General features: G+C 37.5%; 17 protein-coding genes and 1 tRNA gene. 5 read left to right on the top strand and 13 right to left on the bottom strand.

Annotated features, from left to right (window positions below):
- Positions 1 to 13 precede the first annotated feature (13 nt).
- The gene (locus tag CRO15_RS19250; protein ID WP_097047483.1) at positions 14 to 913 is read right to left on the bottom strand and encodes a MerR family transcriptional regulator; all 900 of its coding nucleotides are present in this window, start codon (positions 911 to 913) and stop codon (positions 14 to 16) included.
- A gap of 273 nt (positions 914 to 1,186) precedes the next feature.
- Here CRO15_RS19250 and CRO15_RS19245 point away from each other — a divergent pair, with 273 nt between their 5' ends.
- The 3 genes from CRO15_RS19245 (at position 1,187) to CRO15_RS19235 (ending at position 6,693) form a co-directional block, all read left to right on the top strand.
- Positions 1,187 to 2,770 carry a vitamin K epoxide reductase family protein gene (locus CRO15_RS19245; RefSeq protein ID WP_165770008.1) on the top strand — a complete coding sequence of 528 codons (1,584 nt, stop codon included), beginning with the start codon at positions 1,187 to 1,189 and terminating at the stop codon, positions 2,768 to 2,770.
- A 410-nt stretch (positions 2,771 to 3,180) separates the two neighbouring features.
- Positions 3,181 to 5,388 carry a peptidase domain-containing ABC transporter gene (locus tag CRO15_RS19240; protein WP_097047481.1) on the top strand — a complete coding sequence of 736 codons (2,208 nt, stop codon included), beginning with the start codon at positions 3,181 to 3,183 and terminating at the stop codon, positions 5,386 to 5,388.
- Between the two features lie 6 nt (positions 5,389 to 5,394).
- Positions 5,395 to 6,693: an HlyD family secretion protein gene (locus tag CRO15_RS19235; protein WP_097047480.1), complete on the top strand. Its 1,299-nt coding sequence runs from the start codon at positions 5,395 to 5,397 to the stop codon at positions 6,691 to 6,693.
- A gap of 209 nt (positions 6,694 to 6,902) precedes the next feature.
- On the opposite strand, the gene CRO15_RS19230 is transcribed toward CRO15_RS19235, so the two are convergent.
- From CRO15_RS19230 to CRO15_RS19180, 11 genes are all read right to left on the bottom strand, one after another.
- Positions 6,903 to 6,986, bottom strand: a tRNA-Leu gene (locus CRO15_RS19230).
- Positions 6,987 to 7,106: 120 nt separating this feature from the next.
- Positions 7,107 to 7,823 carry a gluconate 2-dehydrogenase subunit 3 family protein gene (locus CRO15_RS19225; protein WP_097047479.1) on the bottom strand — a complete coding sequence of 239 codons (717 nt, stop codon included), beginning with the start codon at positions 7,821 to 7,823 and terminating at the stop codon, positions 7,107 to 7,109.
- 3 nt (positions 7,824 to 7,826) lie between these two features.
- Complete coding sequence (locus CRO15_RS19220; RefSeq protein WP_097047478.1) at positions 7,827 to 9,545, bottom strand: GMC family oxidoreductase; 1,719 nt, start codon at positions 9,543 to 9,545, stop codon at positions 7,827 to 7,829.
- Between the two features lie 238 nt (positions 9,546 to 9,783).
- Positions 9,784 to 10,566, bottom strand: a complete 783-nt coding sequence (locus CRO15_RS19215; protein ID WP_097047477.1) for an ABC transporter permease — start codon at positions 10,564 to 10,566, stop codon at positions 9,784 to 9,786.
- Positions 10,559 to 11,269 carry an ABC transporter ATP-binding protein gene (locus tag CRO15_RS19210; RefSeq protein ID WP_097047476.1) on the bottom strand — a complete coding sequence of 237 codons (711 nt, stop codon included), beginning with the start codon at positions 11,267 to 11,269 and terminating at the stop codon, positions 10,559 to 10,561. The genes CRO15_RS19215 and CRO15_RS19210 overlap by 8 nt, the downstream gene beginning before the upstream one ends.
- Positions 11,269 to 12,495 carry a nitrous oxide reductase family maturation protein NosD gene (locus tag CRO15_RS19205; RefSeq protein ID WP_097047475.1) on the bottom strand — a complete coding sequence of 409 codons (1,227 nt, stop codon included), beginning with the start codon at positions 12,493 to 12,495 and terminating at the stop codon, positions 11,269 to 11,271. The genes CRO15_RS19210 and CRO15_RS19205 overlap by 1 nt, the downstream gene beginning before the upstream one ends.
- 30 nt (positions 12,496 to 12,525) lie before the next feature.
- Complete coding sequence (locus tag CRO15_RS19200; RefSeq protein ID WP_097047539.1) at positions 12,526 to 12,969, bottom strand: nitrous oxide reductase accessory protein NosL; 444 nt, start codon at positions 12,967 to 12,969, stop codon at positions 12,526 to 12,528.
- A gap of 1 nt (position 12,970) precedes the next feature.
- Positions 12,971 to 13,540, bottom strand: coding sequence for a hypothetical protein (locus CRO15_RS19195; protein WP_097047538.1), 570 nt, complete (start codon positions 13,538 to 13,540; stop codon positions 12,971 to 12,973).
- 105 nt (positions 13,541 to 13,645) lie between these two features.
- Entirely contained in the window at positions 13,646 to 15,607 is a 1,962-nt protein-coding gene (gene nosZ, locus CRO15_RS19190) for a Sec-dependent nitrous-oxide reductase (RefSeq protein WP_097047474.1), read from the bottom strand.
- A gap of 29 nt (positions 15,608 to 15,636) precedes the next feature.
- Positions 15,637 to 16,215, bottom strand: a complete 579-nt coding sequence (locus CRO15_RS19185; protein ID WP_097047473.1) for a fasciclin domain-containing protein — start codon at positions 16,213 to 16,215, stop codon at positions 15,637 to 15,639.
- Positions 16,216 to 16,224: 9 nt separating this feature from the next.
- The gene (locus tag CRO15_RS19180) at positions 16,225 to 16,728 is read right to left on the bottom strand and encodes a c-type cytochrome (protein ID WP_097047472.1); all 504 of its coding nucleotides are present in this window, start codon (positions 16,726 to 16,728) and stop codon (positions 16,225 to 16,227) included.
- Positions 16,729 to 16,848: 120 nt separating this feature from the next.
- Here CRO15_RS19180 and CRO15_RS19175 point away from each other — a divergent pair, with 120 nt between their 5' ends.
- Together CRO15_RS19175 and CRO15_RS19170 are read left to right on the top strand one after the other, a co-directional pair.
- Positions 16,849 to 17,280, top strand: a complete 432-nt coding sequence (locus CRO15_RS19175) for an RrF2 family transcriptional regulator (protein ID WP_097047471.1) — start codon at positions 16,849 to 16,851, stop codon at positions 17,278 to 17,280.
- Positions 17,281 to 17,419: 139 nt separating this feature from the next.
- Positions 17,420 to 18,550 (top strand): hypothetical protein, encoded by a 1,131-nt coding sequence (locus CRO15_RS19170; RefSeq protein WP_097047470.1) that lies wholly within the window; start codon positions 17,420 to 17,422, stop codon positions 18,548 to 18,550.
- Positions 18,551 to 18,643: 93 nt separating this feature from the next.
- On the opposite strand, the gene CRO15_RS19165 is transcribed toward CRO15_RS19170, so the two are convergent.
- On the bottom strand, positions 18,644 to 19,345 hold the full coding sequence (locus CRO15_RS19165; RefSeq protein ID WP_097047469.1) for a DUF2927 domain-containing protein: 702 nt from the start codon (positions 19,343 to 19,345) through the stop codon (positions 18,644 to 18,646).
- Between the last annotated feature and the right edge of the window lie 157 nt (positions 19,346 to 19,502).

Genomic DNA, 19,502 nt, shown 5'->3' with positions numbered 1-19,502 from the left:
GGGGTCAAACAATTTAAAAGGTAGCAATTAATTGTTCAATGGAATGAAATATTTTAATGGTATTTGGAAGTTCTTCCTCCGTAACGTATTGAATTTGATGTCCTAAAACAAAGAGTTTTGAGTTGTTAGAGGCATTTAGGGTTGTAGAGAATTTATCTAGATAGGAAATTAGTTTTTCCTTGGTTGGCGCAACAGTAAAATAGGATACAAAGTGAACATTGTCATAATACTTTAATAGGTCGGTCAAACTATCCATAGGCATGGTTTGCCCTAAGTAAATAGATTTGTACCCTCTCAAGGTTATTTCATAATTGAGATACAACAACCCAAGTTCATGAATTTCATTTTCTGGTAGAAAAAGTGCAAAGATCTTATCCTTTTTCGAAGGCTCTATCAGTTGTAACTTTTCAGTGTTGATGTATATTTTTTGTTTGATGAGATGAGAAATAAAATGCTCATGAGCTGGACTTATGGTGTCCGTTTGCCATAAAAGCCCTAACTCATTCAATAAAGGAATAAAAACCTCATTGAAGATATCCCTGAATGACCTTTCGGAAAGTAAGCTGTTATATGTATTGAGAAATAAAGTCTGGTCAAAATTGACCATGGCCAGTTTAAAGGCATTGATTGCATGACTTTTTTCACTATTGTTAGAAACAATTTCCCGAACAACCACCGGAATTTGTGCTTCTTCCAGTTTTGCGATTTTGGAAATTTTGTAACCGTTATTGTATAGTAAGGTAATATTGAGCAGCTTTTGCAGACTACTAAGACTATAGGTCCTAATGTTTGTAGTAGTTCTTTCTGGAGCGAACAGATTGTATCTTTTTTCCCAAATTCTTATGGTATGGGCCTTAATTCCGGAGAGATTCTCCATATCCCGGATGCTGAAAGAGCTTTTTACATTGTTCATCTTTTCAATATAAACGTTAAACAAATTTACAATTAAATTGGAGTTGACCTAATTTATCGCAATAAAATTTTGAAAGTGTCAAAAAGGACAATTCGATTGATTTTCTAAAAACACCGATGATTTTATGCCGATGAGGTCTTCCTAAATTATTGCTTATGAGAATTAACGGATTTAAACTATGAGCATAATTATTTAACAGAAAATACGGATATTGTTGTATATTAATTCCTACTTTTAAGTTGGTAATTCCCTCAAATTGAAATGTACCTCACTATGGATAACTGCATATCGGCGGCAAGACATCTATTGCCCGAACTAAACATTGAGTATACGAGACAGTTTCTTGAAGATAGCATATTGTCTCATCCTGAACACCCTAGTTTGTTGTGTATTTCAGATACTTTGGAAGAATACAAGATAAATAACTTGGCCGTTAAAATAGATTCGGACAAATTAGAAGAAGCACCTCTTCCTTGTATTGTTCAATTGTCTGATAGTGGCGGAATGTTTCATGTGCTGAAGCATTTTTCCAGCGGTGTGGCTGTATTTTTGGATGAAAAGGGAAAATCTATCACCCTGTCTACCCAGGATTTTTCAAAAAGATGGACTGGTATTTGTCTTTTGGCAGAAACTACTGAAGAGTCAAAGGAGCCTGGGATAGAAAAAAAACTGTACCAAAAAAGGATATCAAATATCTTTAAGTGGACAATTGGTATATTCCTGCTTCTATGGATTGGTCTTAGTATTTCTAGTTTTTCATTGGTTGATAATTCAGGCTCCATTTTTTTTGGTGGTTATCTTCTGCTAAAATTGATCGGATTATCTGCAGGATTCATGCTTTTATGGTACGAGGTCGACAAGTACAACCCCACTTTGCAAAGTATTTGTTCTGGTGGTAAAAAAATTAATTGCGATTCGGTCTTAAATTCAAAGTATGCCAAATTGTTCAATGGTCAGTTAAGTCTTGGCCTTATTGGATTTGCTTACTTTTTCGGCACTTTGTTTTATCTGCTTTTTATGGGGTTTTCTGATGTATCATTGGTTCCAATGGCTTATCTAAGCTTTTTAACCCTTCCAGCAATAATTATTTCCTTGTATTATCAAGGACTGATTCTCAAACAATGGTGCAAGTTTTGCATAATTGTACAAGCGGTTCTTCTGATAGAGATCGTATTAGCTTATTTTGGAAATTTTCATCATGGACAAATTTCATACAACGCACTTCCTTTGTTGGTGGTTCTAATTATGTTGCCGATTCCAATATGGAAATGGCTAAAACCTTTGCTTGAAGGAAAAAAGGAGAAGAATCTATATAAAAGAGGGCTTAAAAAGATAAAGAACAATCCCGATGTACTTCTTGGCCTCCTTGCCAAGACCCGAAAAATTGAAAAGAGTACGGAAGGGTTGGGAATTGCTTTTGAGAACAAAACGGCAAGATATAATATAGTAAAAGTATGTAATCCATATTGTGGCCCCTGTGCCAATGCGCACCCAGTTCTGGAAGAATTGGTCAAGAAAGGAAAAATCAATCTACAGATATTATTTACTGCTCGGGCAAACAAAAATGATATTAGATCAAAGACGGTAGCTCATTTTTTAGCTATAGAAGCTCAGGGAGACAGGCAAAGGACACAGCAGGCATTGGATGATTGGTACTTGGCTGATGATAAAGATTACGAGGCTTTTTCAAACAAGTACCCTATGAATGGTGAATTGGAAAAACAGGAAGAAAAAATAAAAAGAATGAGTGCTTGGTGCGAAGCGGAGAAAATAACCCATACTCCAACCATTTTTGTAAATGGACATGAACTACCCAAGGAGTATAATGTGGAAGATTTAAAAGACGTTTTGGAGTAAAAAACAAAAATGGCCTAGGAGAACCTAGGCCAAGACGATACATTTTCGCGAAATGTGGTCACAAACCTGGGTGACCCTAACCGTCCAGGCAAAATTAATTTTATTATTTGTTTAGTCATGAAAAAAAAGAGTTTAAAAACGTTGAAATTAGATTCTTCTAATTTTCTTCAAAGAGATGCATTGAAGACAATTCTGGGAGGAAGTGGTAATTGTACACTTACATGTACAATTGGTGGAACATTCCCGCATCCTGTTGGATCAGACTGTTTAAGTGTTGGGAATCATATTTGCTATCACTTTGGAGGTCCAGGAAGTGTTATAGCAAGCTGCTCCTGTTAATAATTGTATAATGCTTCATCATCGGCTAATTATTCTAAAAATTATTGGCCGATGATTTGTTTATAAGTTTTATGAATAGAAAAAACAATAGCTTCCCTTTCTACAAACAACCCGATGCCAAGGACTGCGGTCCTACTTGTCTTCGGATTATTGCCAAGCATTATGGTAAGCTGATTTCATTGCAGGAGATTAGGGAGTTGTCAGAAACAACAAGGGAGGGTAGCAATCTTTTAAAGTTGAGTGATGCTGCTGAAGCTATTGGCTTTAAATCAATTGGGGTAAAGTTGGATTTTACTCAACTGGAGGATGCCCCTTTACCATGTATAGTGCATTGGAACAAAAAGCATTTTGTGGTTGTCTATAAAATAAAAAAGGGCATTGTTTCTGTTTCTGACCCCTCCTATGGACTGATTACATATTCTAAGGAAGAGTTTTTGGCTAGATGGATTGGCAACAATGCCACCGAAAATACCAAAGAAGGTATTGCATTGTTGTTGGAAATTACCCCAAAGTTCAAAAAATTTCATTGGGAGGATACTGATAAAAAATCGCTTCGTTTTCTATTTCAATACTTGTTCAAATACAAAGGGTTGTTGATTCAACTCTGTATTGGGTTATTAGTGGGTAGTTTGTTACAGCTCATTTTCCCATTTCTCACTCAGAGCATTGTGGATGTGGGTATCCAAAATCAGGATGTTAATTTTATCTACGTTGTACTTGCCGCGCAGGTGATGTTGTTTTTGGGCCGCACCAGCGTGGAGGTTTTTAGAAGCTGGATATTATTGCATCTCAGTACCCGTATCAACATATCACTTGTCTCGGATTTTTTCATCAAACTTATGGCACTTCCCATTGCTTATTTTGATACCCGTATGACAGGGGATATCATGCAGCGCATTAATGATCATAGCCGGATAGAGAACCTTTTGACCGGTTCTACTCTGAACACGTTATTCTCCATGTTCAATTTAGTAGTGTTTGGGGCGGTACTCATTTATTATAGTCCATCCATTTTTGCAATATTCGCTATTGGCAGTATCATTTATGTTCTATGGATTATGTATTTCCTCAAAAGAAGAAAAGAACTTGACTACAAGCGATTTTCCCAGTTAAGTCAGGAACAAAGCACTGTTATTGAAATGATTAATGGGATGCAGGAGATTAAAATGCACAATGCGGAGAAACAGAAGCGATGGAAGTGGGAATTTGTGCAGGCACGTTTGTTCAAGGTATCCATACAAAGTTTGGCACTGGAACAGACCCAAGGAGTAGGCTCATCCGTAATCAACGAACTCAAAAACATTGTTATCACCTTTACTTCTGCCGTTTTGGTAATAGAAGGCAATATTACCTTGGGGATGATGCTCTCCATACAATATATCATCGGGCAACTAAATTCTCCAATTGGTCAAATGGTAGATTTTATCCGTTCTTATCAGGATGCCAAAATCAGTATGGAACGTTTGGCAGAGATCCATGACAAAAAAGAAGAAGAGGACAGGGAAAAGCAATTAGTCAATAAGATAAAGCCCGAGCAAGGTCTTTTTCTTAAAAATATTTATTTCAGATACTTGGGTAGTGATGAGAATGTCATAAAAGGGCTGGATATGGAAATTCCCGCCAACAAGGTTACGGCTATTGTGGGAGCAAGTGGTAGCGGTAAAACCACATTGATGAAACTATTGCTGAAGTTTTACGATTCCAATAAAGGAAATATTTTATATGGGGACCAATATTTAAACAGTATTTCTCATAGGACATGGCGAGATTATTGTGGTGTGGTTATGCAAGAAGGTTACGTGTTCAATGACACAATTGCATATAACATTGCTGTTGGTGAAGACACAATTGACCAAGAACGTCTTATTACGGCTACCAAGATTGCCAATATTTATGATTTTATACAATCATTGCCTTTAGGGTTCAATACTAAGATTGGCAATGAGGGCATAGGGGTAAGCACTGGTCAAAAACAGCGGTTGTTTATTGCCAGGGCTGTCTACAAGAACCCTCATCTACTTTGTTTTGATGAAGCCACTTCTGCTCTCGATGCCAAAAACGAACGGGTGATTATGGAGAACTTAAACAAGTTCTTTAAGAACAGAACCGTCATTATTATTGCACATAGATTAAGTACGGTAAAGAATGCAGATCAAATCGTAGTCATGGATGAAGGTAGGATAACGGAATCTGGAACACATCAGGAACTATTGAATCAAAAAGGTGCTTACTATAATTTGGTAAAAAACCAGTTGGAACTTGAAAGACTTAATACTTAAAGGAATATGCCGGAAAATCACAACACGGATGAACTTAATCTGAGGTCTGAAGAGGTACAGGAAATACTGTCCAATCCACCCGCGTGGATTGTGAGGTGGGGGATTACCCTAGTTTTTATGTTCACCATTATCATACTCATTCTGTCCTTTATCATAAAATACCCAGATTTTGTCACTGCAAAAATTATTGTAACCACCGAGAAACCTACCGAAAGAATTGTAACAAGGTATTCTGGAGCTTTGGCTAATATTTACATACAGAACGGAGACACGGTAGGGGTTGGACAACGTTTGGCGGTAATTAGGAATACGGCAAACACCAATGACGTTTATTTTTTAAAGGCAATATTGGATACTTTACCTCTAAGTTCGGAAGGTTTGATGTTTCCTTTGGATTTGACCTCTGATCTAGTATTGGGAGATGTGGAAACCGCTTATATAAATTTTGAAAAGAGCTATGTGGACTATTCCTTGCTCAAGGAATTAGATCCGTACACCAACCAATTGTCTGGAAATAGGCGATCATTGGTAGAAATTAAGTTACGGCTGAAAGACCAGATAAGGCAAAAGAAGGTCTTGGAACAGGAATATAAACTGGAAGAGAGGGATTTTGAAAGGCATGAAGAATTATTCAAAAAAGGGGTAATATCCCAACAAGAATTCGAATCCAAAAAACTGGAGTTTCTCCAGATGGAAAAGAATATTAGTGCTATGGCCATTTCCGTTTCCCAGATGCGAGAGGCCATATCCTCGGCAGGACAGACGCTTAAAACAACACAAATAAACAGACAAGAAGATGATACTCGGTTTTTGACCAATCTTTCACAATCGTACAATGCACTTAAAAAAGCAATTAGGGATTGGGAACACACCTATGTGCTCTCTTCTTCCATTGAAGGCATTGTCAGTTTTCAAGAGTTTTGGGGAATTAACCAATTTATAAATTCAGGTGAGGTTGTTTTTTCCATATTGCCTACGGATAAATCGGTTTTGGTAGGTAAGTTGACCATCCCTTCCCAAAATGCTGGAAAGGTAACCTTGGGTCAAAAGACATTGGTTAAACTTGATAATTTCCCATACCAACAGTATGGTATGCTATCTGGTAAGGTCAAGAATATATCAATATCGCCAGATAAAGAAGGGAACTATTTTGTTTACATTTCGCTTCCCAATGGAACAATGACTTCTTATAACCGGAAGCTGCCTTTTGATCAGGAACTTATTGGTAATGCAGAAATCATCACTGAAGACCTTAGTGTTGCGGAAAGAATTTTTTATAAATTCAAGGATGTCTTTAAATATTAGAAGGTTAGAGGTCAGAAGAAACAAGCCATTTAAAAGGAGAAAAACAATCTAAGGAAATCTCAAAGCATTAGAGGGATTTTTCACTAGGATGTCTTGCCTGTTGATGTTATTAAATTATTTTAAGCTACAGTTTTTATGATGATTGTCTTTAACCGCTGCTGGTGTTTAGCTGTAGACATAAAAAAAACCGCATAAAATGCGGTTTTTTGTGCCCACGACTGGAGTCGAACCAGCACGTCCTTACGAACACTACCCCCTCAAGGTAGCGTGTCTACCAATTCCACCACGTGGGCCTCTTTGGAATTTGCGGGCAAATATCGTCAAAATTTAAATTGCACCAATAATGTTTCGCAAAGTATTTGCGCTAATAGGCCCTAATAAAAAGCTAATGTTTCAATGAAAGTTTGAATAACCTATGTTAACAGATTCCCATTCTCATCCCATTCAGCTATAATGCCCCGCTTACTTTGATCTACACATTTGGCCAACCATTCATCATCATAAGCTACATTGTGCTGTGCCAGCACATCTTCAGGAATTCCGTCCCAAACGTTGGGCATATTTCCTTTATAGCCAAGATCTTTTATACCCATTTTAGTAGTATAATACCCTGTAAGGGTCAAATTTCGCATGAGTGTAAAAAATTGGACTTCCAAGGGTTGTTCTTCAGCGGGAACTGCTGGATCAGGATAAGCTATGGTATCTAATATGGTTTTTTGCTGTTCTTCTGAAGCGGACATAAACATAACATTGTAATCTGTGTTGCTCTTATGGTCCAACCACATAAAACCACCTCGTAAAGGAGTTTGCAACTCAGGAAGGTCCTTGGCCATAAATTCAATAAAATTGGGAACCTCTGCGTCGGTGGCACTACCAGAATCGTTATTGGCAGGCAAAATTAAATCACACAGTACAGACATACTCTCCATTTCATGTTGATTGAAAAAGACTTCTTTCAACAACTTTTCATCAAGTTCTTTTTCCTTAGGGGTTCTACCATAAGTATAGTTGCTAGCGGTAACAACTTCTTGGGTAACTGCTTCATTAGGGTTGGGTTTACATCCATGAACAGCCAATCCGCTGGCAACACCACCAAGCAAAATCGATTTTAAACTTTTTCTTCTATCCATTACTTAGATGTTTTGCTGTTTAAGTTGTTCAACTATATAATCTGAGGTTCTCCATGAGAGTGCTAAAATGGTCCATGTTGGATTCTTATCCGCTTGGGATACAAACGGTCCTGCATCCACTATAAAAACATTATCAACATCATGCAACTGTTGGTATTTATTGACCACAGATGTTTTTTCGTTATCGCCCATTCTGGTAGTACCTACTTCATGAATGATTTCTCCAGGCTTTAAAATGCCATAATCCTGTTCTTTACCAGGTTTGCTTCCAAGAGGCTCAGCGCCAATATTGTGAAAGATTTCTTCAAAAGTATCGTGCATATGTTTAACCTGCTTTATTTCATGATCCGTCCATTGGTAATTGAACTTCAAAATTGGGATACCATATTCATCAACTTTGGTATTATCAATTTCACAATAATTAGTTTTTTGAGGAATGGATTCTCCTCTTCCAGCGATACCAAGAACAGAGCCGTAGTATTTTTTAACATCTTTTCTTAGGTCATTGCCATAACCTCCCACTTTAAGCCCAAAGAATTTATTGAAGTCATTTGGGTTGAAACCAAAACCATAGCTGGGCATTCCCATTCCGCCCCACATTTCGGTGTGGTATCCTCTGGCAAAATCCAGTTTTTTGTTATCCAACCACCATGGGGTATATACATGCATACCACCCACCCCATCTTCATTATAGGTTTTTCTGTTCATCATATCGGGAACAAAAGCTACCCGGCTACTCCCTGTAGAATCATGAAGGTATTTGCCAACAATATTACTGCTGTTGCCCAAGCCATTGGGATGTTGTGAACTTTTGGAATTTAAAAGAATTCTTGCAGTACTGCATGCAGAAGCACCCATCACCACTACTTTTCCTTTTAGTTTATATTCTTTTCTATCCTCTTTGTTAATGTATGAAACGCCAGTTGCTTTTCCTTCGTCATTAGTAGTCACTTCCCGAACCATACAGTTGACAAATAAATCTATTTGCCCGCCATTCTTTTGTGCTGGGAAAATAAGACAGGTACCTGACGAAAAATCCGCAGATACTTGACATGCCCTTGAGCACTGTCCACAATAAAAACATACTCCTCTGTCATTATTGATTTTTTTGGTAAGCATGGACATTCTTGATGGATACACGGGAATGTTGGATTTTTTGGCACCTTTTATATAAAATAGCTCATGCAACCTTGGTTTTGGGGGTGGTAGAAAGAAACCATCCGGGTCATTGGGAAGTCCTTCATTGGTTCCAAAAACACCTATTAACTTATCCACTTTATCGTAATAAGGCTTAACATCGTCATAGCCAATGGGCCAATTGTCACCTAGGCCATCTTGATCTTTTCTTTTAAAATCTTTTGGTCCAAAACGAAGCGAAATTCTTCCCCAGTGATTTGTACGCCCACCTAGCATTCTGGAACGAAACCACTTAAAGTCAGTATCTTCAGTATTTGTATAGGGTTCTCCTTCAATATCCCATCCGCCATAGGCTGAGTCAAAATCCCCAAAGGGTCTAGTTGTGCTTGCACCTCGTCGTGGTGATTCGTAAGGCCATTTTAATTGGGTCATTTGTTCGGGATCCGATGGGTCAAAAAACGGGCCTGCCTCAACAACAGCCACCTTGAGTCCAGCTTCGGAGAGAATTTTAGTGGCCATTCCACCACCAGCACCTGAGCCTACAATAATTACATCATAAACCTGGGAAGATTCTATTATCTGCATTGTATTGAAAAATTATTCCAGCAAAATATAAAATATCGGAGGATTGATCAGCGTTTTTTACGTTTTTTGACAATTAATTTAGAAGAATGTCAATAGGGTGATTTTAAATCAAAGAGAGCGATTGCCTTTTGTTGGTAGGAATTTGTCTTATAACTTATTGATAGAAAGGTAATTGATTTTTGTTTAGACAATGTTTTTCTAATCTTGCCTATTTATCGAATCAAAAGCTACACAATTTCTAAAAATCTTTTTTTCTAGCCTTGTACACTAATCTCCAAATTGGGAATATGGTCCACAGTATTAGAATGCCCATCGACACGAAAAAACCAAAATCCGTTCCAAAAAACTTCTTGAAAGTAGCTCCAGTATATCCCAATAATGCAGAAATGTCCAATTTTAATAGAATAAGAGTCCTTGATAAATCTATGGGATTGAGCATAGTGGAAACCAATGAGAAGGTATCCAGGGGATATTCTTCAAATACAATCAACGACATTAAAAACAATCCATCATAAATAACTGCTAAGAACAACCATAACAGAACGGCGTAGCCAAAACCTTTAATCTTGTTTTCGTTTGAAAGCGCAATATTGAATGCCAGCGCTGTAAAAATCAAGGTAAGAAACCCTCCGGTAACCAATAAAAGTGAGAAATCCCAGATGGCATTACTCCTAAAAAGTCCATAAAAGATGAATGGAATACCCAGGCCAAGTACCAGACTCAAAGACAAAGAGCCCGCTACTCCGAAATATTGACCCAGAAAAATAGAAGTGCGTTTAATAGGTTGTGCCAGTAACAATTCTGTAAACTCCTTAGAGTTGTAGTAGTACATTACACCAAAAATGGTAGCTATTAAGGGTACCAGAACAATAATGACGTTCATGAGTGTTATAACCGCTTTGGATACATCATTGTTTAAAAACAACAGTACAAACCCCAATGCCAGATAGAAAAAGAAATATACGTAGCTCCATCGGCTACGCATAAGGTCGTAAAAACTATATTTTAGAATCTTAAGCATGTATTTCTTGAGTTGCAATGGCCACAATGGCGTGTTCAAAATCAGTTTGTTTGGTCATAGTCTTTAATTGTGAAATGCCCCCCTTAAAGTATATTTTTCCTTCAAGTAGGTATACAATTTCATCAGCTACTTCCTCAACAAATTGCAATATATGTGAGGTTACCAAAATGGTCTTGCCCTTTTTCTTTTCTTCTTGTAACAATTCTTTAAGCTTGATCAAGGCAGCAGGATCTAACCCAGTGGTGGGCTCATCCAAAATGAGTAGGGGACTATCAAACATAAAAGTAAGCACAAGGTTTACTTTTTGTTTTGTACCTCCTGATAAAGTCGAGAATTTTTTATCTAAAAAAGGTTCCAATTTGAACATCTTGATCAACCTTTCAGAATCACTAGGTTTTTGTCTTAGATCTATGATCATTCTGATAAGTTCCTTTACTTTAAGGTTTCCCGGAAAATTGGCTATCTGTGGAAGGTAATTGATTTCTTTGCGGTATTTCCATTTAGTTTTTACAGGATTTTCCATGACCAATATTTCTCCCCTGTTCATGGTGACCATTCCTAAAATACTTTTTATCAATGTGGTTTTTCCAGAACCATTGGGTCCTAGTACGGCAAAAACTCCACCTCCATCAATAGTGAGATTCAATCCAGTTAACACCTGGTTTTTTCCAAATTTTTTATAAAGGTCAGTTACAGCTATCATTACATTTTTTTCATTAAGGGGGCATTGTCCATCAAGTTGTCAGGAGTAAAGACGGGAGATACTTTTTCCGAAAAATCGATAATATCCATGAACAGACTTCGTAATAAAACAATGGTTTCAGGGGTACGGTTAACAATATAGGAAAAGAGTTTTACGGGGCGGTAGGGGACATCACCAGTTCCATTTTTATCTAGGTCGTATCCGGTGTATTTGCTCCAGTAATTCCCTTGAAAAAGATTGTCGTTCAATTTGCTATTATAGGAAACATCAAAGGAGTTGTGCATAAAGTTATTGGAAGAAAATGTATTGCCATAACATGCGCCCCTAACTTTTAGCGCCCAGCCATTATTGATGAAATCATTCTTTGAATATTTGATCCTATTGGAGCCTTCTATACTGATGCCGACCGTATTTTGTTCAAATGTATTTCCGATTATTTCTGCATCGTTTATTTCTTTTAACAGTATACCAAATGATGCCGTTCCCCAATTTTCGCTAAATGTATTATTGTACATTTTAATTTTTTTAGAAAACATGACGGCTACACCAGATCCATTCTTCTCAAAAACATTGTCTTCATAAATATCGTTATTTGAAAACATAAAATGTAACCCATAGCGCACGTTGTTGGAACTGATGTTGTTCTTGATTATGATATCATCGGAAAATTCCAAATAAATACCGTCCCGTACATGTTGTACAATGTTTTGCTCCACTTCAATGTTCTTGCAGTACCACAATTGTATTCCGTTACCAGAATTGAATTCTTCCACCGCGTCACCTATAATTTTGTTGTGATAGACTTTACCATCTCTGGATTTTTCTAAATAAATGCCAAAAAAGAGCTTCTCCAAGACAACATTCTGGATTAAGAATTTTTTGCTCTTTACAACTCTTACAGCAGCATAGTCAGAGGTGTAACTTGTACCGACATTTATAATGAAAAGACCATCTACTGTTACATTATCTGATATTATGGTGATAATTTCACCTTTATCTTCTCCATCTATTACCGGATAATTTTCTCCCAGTAGGGTGAGGGGCTTGTCAACTATGATATTGAATTCTTTATAAGTACCTTTTTTGATAAGAAGGGTATCAAAATCTGAAGCTTTTACAATGCCGTTTTTGATTGTCTTTACTTCACATGAAGCGCATATTTCAATTGTTTTGGCATGGGAGAACAAGCCCAATAGGAGGAGTAAAACCAATACTAGTTCTTTCATAGTGCTATACGGTGCTCAGGGTTTTCGAATTCAGTTATTGAGGTGTTCCAACAATTCATCCCACGTAAATAATTTGCCTTCGTGCTTGCTTTGTGCTGATTCGGCCCCAGTTTTAGAATCAAAAGCGGTTAAATAGGCGCCCATTGGGCTTGGGATTCCCTCACTGATTAGGAAGGTTGCCTGTGTGGCATCAATTAATTCCTCTGGAGCTGTGTAATGGTTACATACATATTGGGCTATGTCATCAGCATCAATTTCATTGCGGTAATTGATCATGCACTCAATGGCATCAAACTTAAATGCTTTACCTTTTTTGGTAACCATTTGGGCAGCATGTTGGGTATCTACTATGGTCATACTGCAAAAATGACATCCGTCAGTGCCATAGACAATAGGTTGGGGCTTGATACTACATTGAATAAAAGCAGTTGCTGCCATAACAATTAATATGTAAGCCCCAAATTGCCTTTTCATATTATTGAATTTTGTTGTTTTTCTTTCCAATCAAGTAAGCGACAAAAGAAATCCCCATACCCAAAGCAAGACCAAATGCACCCAATTGGGGGTAGGAGTGTGCAGTAAAGTTAAGAATATCCTTTGAGCCAAAAAGGGGAGGCTGAAAGCCCATTATGGAGCCATCAGGATTAGTAAACTTCATGATGGCCTTTGGGTCAAGGTCATATCCATAGTCATGCTCCCATAAATAGAAGTCGTAAAGCCCAGCGGCACTTAAGACCCCCATCAAAATAAACCAGTATAAATACCATTTGTAATTGGCTTTAAAGGCAATTAGAAGCCCAATAATAGTGGTTATGATAATACCGGCAGGGAATATTTTAAATTCTGGTATGGCATCTGGAATGTATTTCATGCCAACATAGTGATTCATCAAGTTGATATTTTTGATGTCATGAGGATTGGCATCTGCAAAATCGTTGATGTAGATGTACATACCTAAAGGAGTAGGATATTGAGGGGCTTCCAAGGTTATTTTCCAAAGTGGAAACACAAAGAGCAATAGGGGCAATAATGCACCTGCAAACATCAAAATTTTAGCTTTCTTTTTCATCTGTTCAATACTTGTGTATTTGTAAAAAGCGGAAGGGCTTCCCCTCCCGCTTTTCATAAAGAGAGTTAATATTTGTTTAGTTTAATCTTCTCCTAGTGACCAGCTTAGATCAATGTTTGAATTAGCTGGAGATACTCTGATATAACCCTGCATTTCTTGATGGAGAGCAGAACAGAAATCTGTACAATAAAATGGCCATACACCAACTTGTTTGGGTTCCCAAACAAATGTTTCCGTTTGTCCTGGCATGATTAAAAGCTCTGAGGTATTAGCGCCGATTACACTTACACCATGGGGAACATCATAATCTTGCTCCAGGTTGGTTACATGGAAGTATACCTTGTCACCTACTTTAACACCTTCAATATTATCTGGGTTGAAGTGACTTCTGATCATGGTCATATAAATATGAACTTCTTTTCCATTACGCTCAACTCTAACATCGGCATCTGAGGTGGTGGCATATTTATGTTTATTGTCCGTAAGACTAAAGATTTTCTTAGATCTCTGCTTTACAATATCTGCAGCAATACCGGCGGCATAGTGTGGTTCACCTACAGTTGGAAAGTCTAACAACAACTCCATTTTTTCACCGGAGATATCATATAATTGAGCTGATTGTGTTACCTCTGGCCCTGTTGGTAGATAACGGTCTTTGGTTATCTTGTTCATGGCCAACACATATTTTCCAAAAGGTTTTCTTGAATTACCTCCAGGAATCATCAAGTGGCCCACAGAGTAATAACAAGGTTGTCTGTCTACAACTTCCCATGTTCCCAATTTCCATTTTACAACTTCGGAGGAAATAAAGAAGGTTGTATACGCATTTCCTTGTCCATCAAATTCTGTATGCAATGGCCCAAGTCCTGGTTGACTTACGGTTCCTGCAAGAACATCTTCAAAATTTAAGATTGGAATGCCATACGCTTCACCGTCAAATTTCTCATTTTCTATGGCGGCTAACATTTTGGTAAAGGAATGCACTGTTAAATCTGCAGATAATTTACCATTACCAACTATATACTCTCCAGATGGATCTACATCACAGCCATGCGGGGATTTTGGAGTAGGTAAGAAATAAACAGCACCTGGAACTTTAGTTGGGTCTACGGTCAATACTTCTTTTTTCATGGTAGAAGTGGCCGTATGGGTATGCTCATCATAGACGTTATGTGCATAATTTGATGGCATCATGGTTCCACCGCCGTTATTTACATATTCCTCTATTTTTTTCCAGTTTACAGCGGCAATAAAATCCTTATCGTTTTGTGAAGCATTAACTTCCATCAAGGTATGGGATTCTTCCGTATTATAGGTGGTAAAGAAGAACCAACCATGTGATGCCCCTCTACCTGGGTGAGAAAGGTCATAGTCAAAACCAGGCATCAATAACTGGAATTTGATATCCATACCGCCATCTTCAGGAGCAACACTGATAAATGTCAATGCTCCTTTAAAATTCCCTTTATATTCTTTGATGGGCATATCTCTTTGTGGTACTGGAACTGAAAAACGTGTACCTGCAACCACATATTCGGTATTTTCGGTTACAAAGGAAGAACTGTGGTTACCCGCACTGTTGGGAACTTCAATGATTTCTGTAGTCTCAAAAGTGGATAAATCGATTTTTGCAATACGAGGAGTATTGTTTCCGTTAATAAAAACGTAGCGACCATCAAGTTCCCCATTGGTTTGCGAAATATCAGGATGGTGGGAATCATCCCAAGGTACAAAGCCATGGGAGGTATTTAACATGGGCTTGGTTTCTTCATTATATCCCCAAGCTTTTTCAGCATCTTGAGAGAACACAGGAATTACTTTAAAAAGTCGCCCAGATGGAAGACCATATACGGATAACTGACCGCTAAATCCACCAGAAACAAAGGCGTAATATTCATCATGCTCCCCTGGAGCCACATATACTTTTTCCGCTGCACTTGAAGAAAGAGCTCCGTTAGAGCTTTTGTTCCCTTGCTGATTACAGCTGGTAAATAGCATGGCGACTCCAGCTAGGGTAAACAGTAAATAATGTATTTTTTTCATTGTCATCGTTTTTATGAAAGTTTCGTTTTCTAATTAGGAGGTAATATTACTTTATCCACTACATGGACTATTCCGTTACCAGCAGGAACGCTGGCCACAATTTTGGCTCCGCCCACATAAACATCATCCCCTTTAACTTCTACAGGGACATTTTGGTTATTGGCTTGCCCCAGTTTTTTAAATTTTTTGAGAAAATCCTTGGTATACCTACCAGGAGTAACATGGTATTTTAAAATGTTGGCCAATGCGTTTTTGTTTTCTGGTTTTAACAGGTTCTCCACGGTTCCTTCGGGCAGGGCGTCAAATGCCTCATTTGTTGGAGCAAAAACCATCAATGGTCCTGCATTTACCAAGGCATTCTCTAGTTCAGCAGCTTGTACTGCGGCAACTAGAGTACTGTGAGCTTCGGAACCAATGGCTATATCTAGAACATTGGGTTGGGCTTCGTCATCTTTAAGGAATGCCTGTCCTTGCTTTTTAGCACTCTTTTGGGCTTCTTCCGTTTTAGTGGAGGTAGTCTCTGTTTTAGCTTCGTTCTTGCAGCTCATCATAATAAAAACCGCTAGTAACGAACCAAAGCATAATTTGATTTTGGTCAGTACTTTCATAGTAAAATGTTATAAGGTTCTAAAATATTCGAGCACGGCTCTGGCCTGTTCCTCTGTAAGGCCCTGGTTAGCCATGGGTGATCCATTAAATTCTAATAAAAGTTCTTTTGCCAACGGGTCTTCTTTTACCATGCCTTCTGGGTTAAGAATCATGTTCATTACCCATTCAGGACTACGTCTTTCCAAAATACCGTTGGGAGCGGGACCAATAAATTTTTTGCCCACTCTGTGACAGGCCATACACATTTGATCAAAAACAGCTTTGCCCTCAGCGGCAAGAGTTTGATCTATTTCATCAGGTATGTTTATTGATGTAATTGGCCCTACACCCTTGTTGGTAAGGTCTATCTTTTCTGAGGCCTTTTGTGTATTTGTTTCAGCAGCTTTTACCGGTTGTTCCTTTGTTTTTTGTCTTTGAACCTCAAAGCCATCCTTTTTTTTCTCTTCTTTCCCTCCACAGCTTAAAAGGAGTAACACGAAAAAGAAAATGCTGTTTTTTAGAATAATTCTCATTGGACAATAGTTGTTAAATTTTTACCAAATGTATTGTCCTGTATTAGGTTAGAATATGATATTCGTCATATTTGCGACAAAAACATCTTTTTAGTATTGTATAAAAATTGAAATAAGTATATGCTTACCAATTCTGCTAAATATGCCATGAAGGCGGTCCTTTTTTTGGCATTGAACACCAATGAGAATAATAAAATGATGGTAAAGGATATATATGAACGTATAAATGTTCCGCAATCCTATTTGGCAAAATTGTTACAGGAACTTTCCAAACACAATATTGTTTCATCTTCAAGAGGGCCAAAAGGCGGTTTTTATTTGGATGACAAAAACAAATCCATTCGATTAATTAAGATTGTTGATATCATTGACGGTGAACAACGGCTACGTTCATGTATGCTGAGTTTAAAAGAGTGCGATAATGAAAATCCCTGTGCACTGCACCGCTTGGTTGGTGATGCAAACAGTTCGTTTATAAAAAATTTGGAAGAAACCACTATTGAAAGTTTAATTGCCGATGTTAGGGATGGCAAATCCATACTTCCCTTGTAAGTTTTAAAGCAGTTTTGTTGTTGGTCGTATAGGTTTAAACACTATGCTATAACTAATCAGCCATTTAGGACCGGGGTTGATAAAATATGTTCTCCTTTTCTGCGTTAGTACCATACCTCAAACCTTAAATTGAACACTTATGTTAAGAGCCTCTACGCCAAGGGTAATCTCCCTTTTTAACGCCCTGTTTTTCCTTTTTTTATTTTCAATTACAAACATATCGTGTAGTACAGATAGTTTGGAAGAAGTGGGAATTGTTGATAAAGAAGAATCAACAGATACTGAAGAAAGCCAGGAAGATTCAAACGATACAGATGTAACAAACCCATCAGATACAAATGAATTTGAAGAAAGCTTTGTGTTAGATGAAGATAAGAAGTTGGTAAACTTTGTTCTGTCGGATGTGGAATACAATAAATTTATAACTGACGATGGCGACCTAAAGGTGGTTACCAAAAAAGTATATCAATATTTTAATGATGAATTTGACTTCATTTTTATTCTATCTGTGGAGGAAAGTCAACCGCAGGATTTGTATTACGGGATATCATATAAAGCAAAAAATGATATTCAGGGAATAGGCTCTTCCACTTATGATGGTACTGCAAGTTATGGCTCCCAAGGCAAGTTAAAGAGTGTTATTTATATGCCTAGGACAGAATACATTGTTTCCGGACCTTTTTTACATGAAATTGCCCATTATTGGGCCAATCATGGATTTCTATCAACAACAGTTGGCGGACATTGGGGTTATTCGAGCGCCGGAGGTCAACTTGGAGGTTTTGATGAGCTTGACGATTTGGGCAATGGGACATACCATGGAAAAGTAAATGGTAGAGAAGGTTTTGGCTCTAACGCTAATGGTGGCAACTCCTTGCCTTATAGTAACGTAGAGCTTTATGTAATGGGACTTATCGACAAAGATGAATTGGAGTCCATTCAGGTAGCGGAAAACCCTGTTTCGACCGGAGAATATGGAAAATTTACGGCAGATCGTATAATAACAGTTACAAGTGAAGACCTTGTAGCGGAACATGGAGAGAGGATTCCGTCTGTTCAAGACTCCCAAAAAGAATTTAAAGCTTTAACCGTTATCATATCTACATCAAAACTTGCCCAGGAAAAAATTGATTCCATTAACAAGGATTTGGAGAATTTTGCTAGAAAAGGAGAACCTGATAGTTATTGGGGGAATACCTATAATTTTTGGAAAGCTACAGGAGAGAAAGCTTCCATTGAAATTCAGGTCGCCAATGAAAATATAAAATAGATTAACAGCACATTCCACATATAATCGTTTGTTCCACAACAATCAAAAAAGCGGAGTAAAATCTCCGCTTTTTTGATTACTTATCCTAATGGTCTAAAATGAAATTTCATTGCTCAACAATAACTTTGTTACTATTGATTCAATTTCTTCAAAAGTGGCTCCTGATTTAATCTGAGGATGATATAATATCTTCATCATTGCTATATCAAAAGATGAAAATTCCTGAGCAGGGACACTGCACATAATTGAAGAACCACAATATTTTTGACTGCTATGTCCCAATCCTAAAACATGACCCAGTTCATGCGAGAATAACGGCATCCCTGTATTTTGGTTTACCCAAACTCTTCCAGAATCGATAAGTTTTTCTCCTTCGGCGGAATTTGAAAACCAAGAGGAAGAGCCATATCCCACATCACTATCACCGATTGCATTGTAAATATCTGGCCATAAATTGGCAATTTCACTTTTTGGCCCATTGTAAAGGTGTACATTGGATTCAGCTAAGGTATTGACCAAAGTGATTTTCATACCATCTGAAAAAAAGTTGTTAAATGTTGCCAAGGTATTTTTAACCATATCTTCATAATCGGTGGTTATGGTACCATCTAGAAAAAGCTTAATCTCTTTTTTCCATTTGAGATTTAAGTCATCAACTACAACATGCTTATACTCTTTAACAAATTCTTTTTGTTGTTCACTTAGTTCTTTTGCTAAATCTTTTTCCGAATCATCATCTTTGGTACAAGATGTAACCAATAAACAGCTTAAAACAAAAACCAATATTCTTTTCATGGGGCATTTTTACTTATTAAACTGTTTTTCTTGCCATATGTTGTACTTTATTAAAGCTCATTTCTTTGATATTCGATGAAAGGTATATGTTTAATAAAAATGGAAGAGAAATGGATTCTCAAGCCAATATTAGCTTTGGCAAAGCTGGTGACCAGCT

It is taken from the genome of Flagellimonas pacifica (assembly GCF_900215465.1).
In the GTDB taxonomy this organism is placed as follows: Bacteria; Bacteroidota; Bacteroidia; order Flavobacteriales; family Flavobacteriaceae; genus Flagellimonas; species Flagellimonas pacifica.
This window is presented reverse-complemented; position numbering and strand designations above follow the sequence as displayed.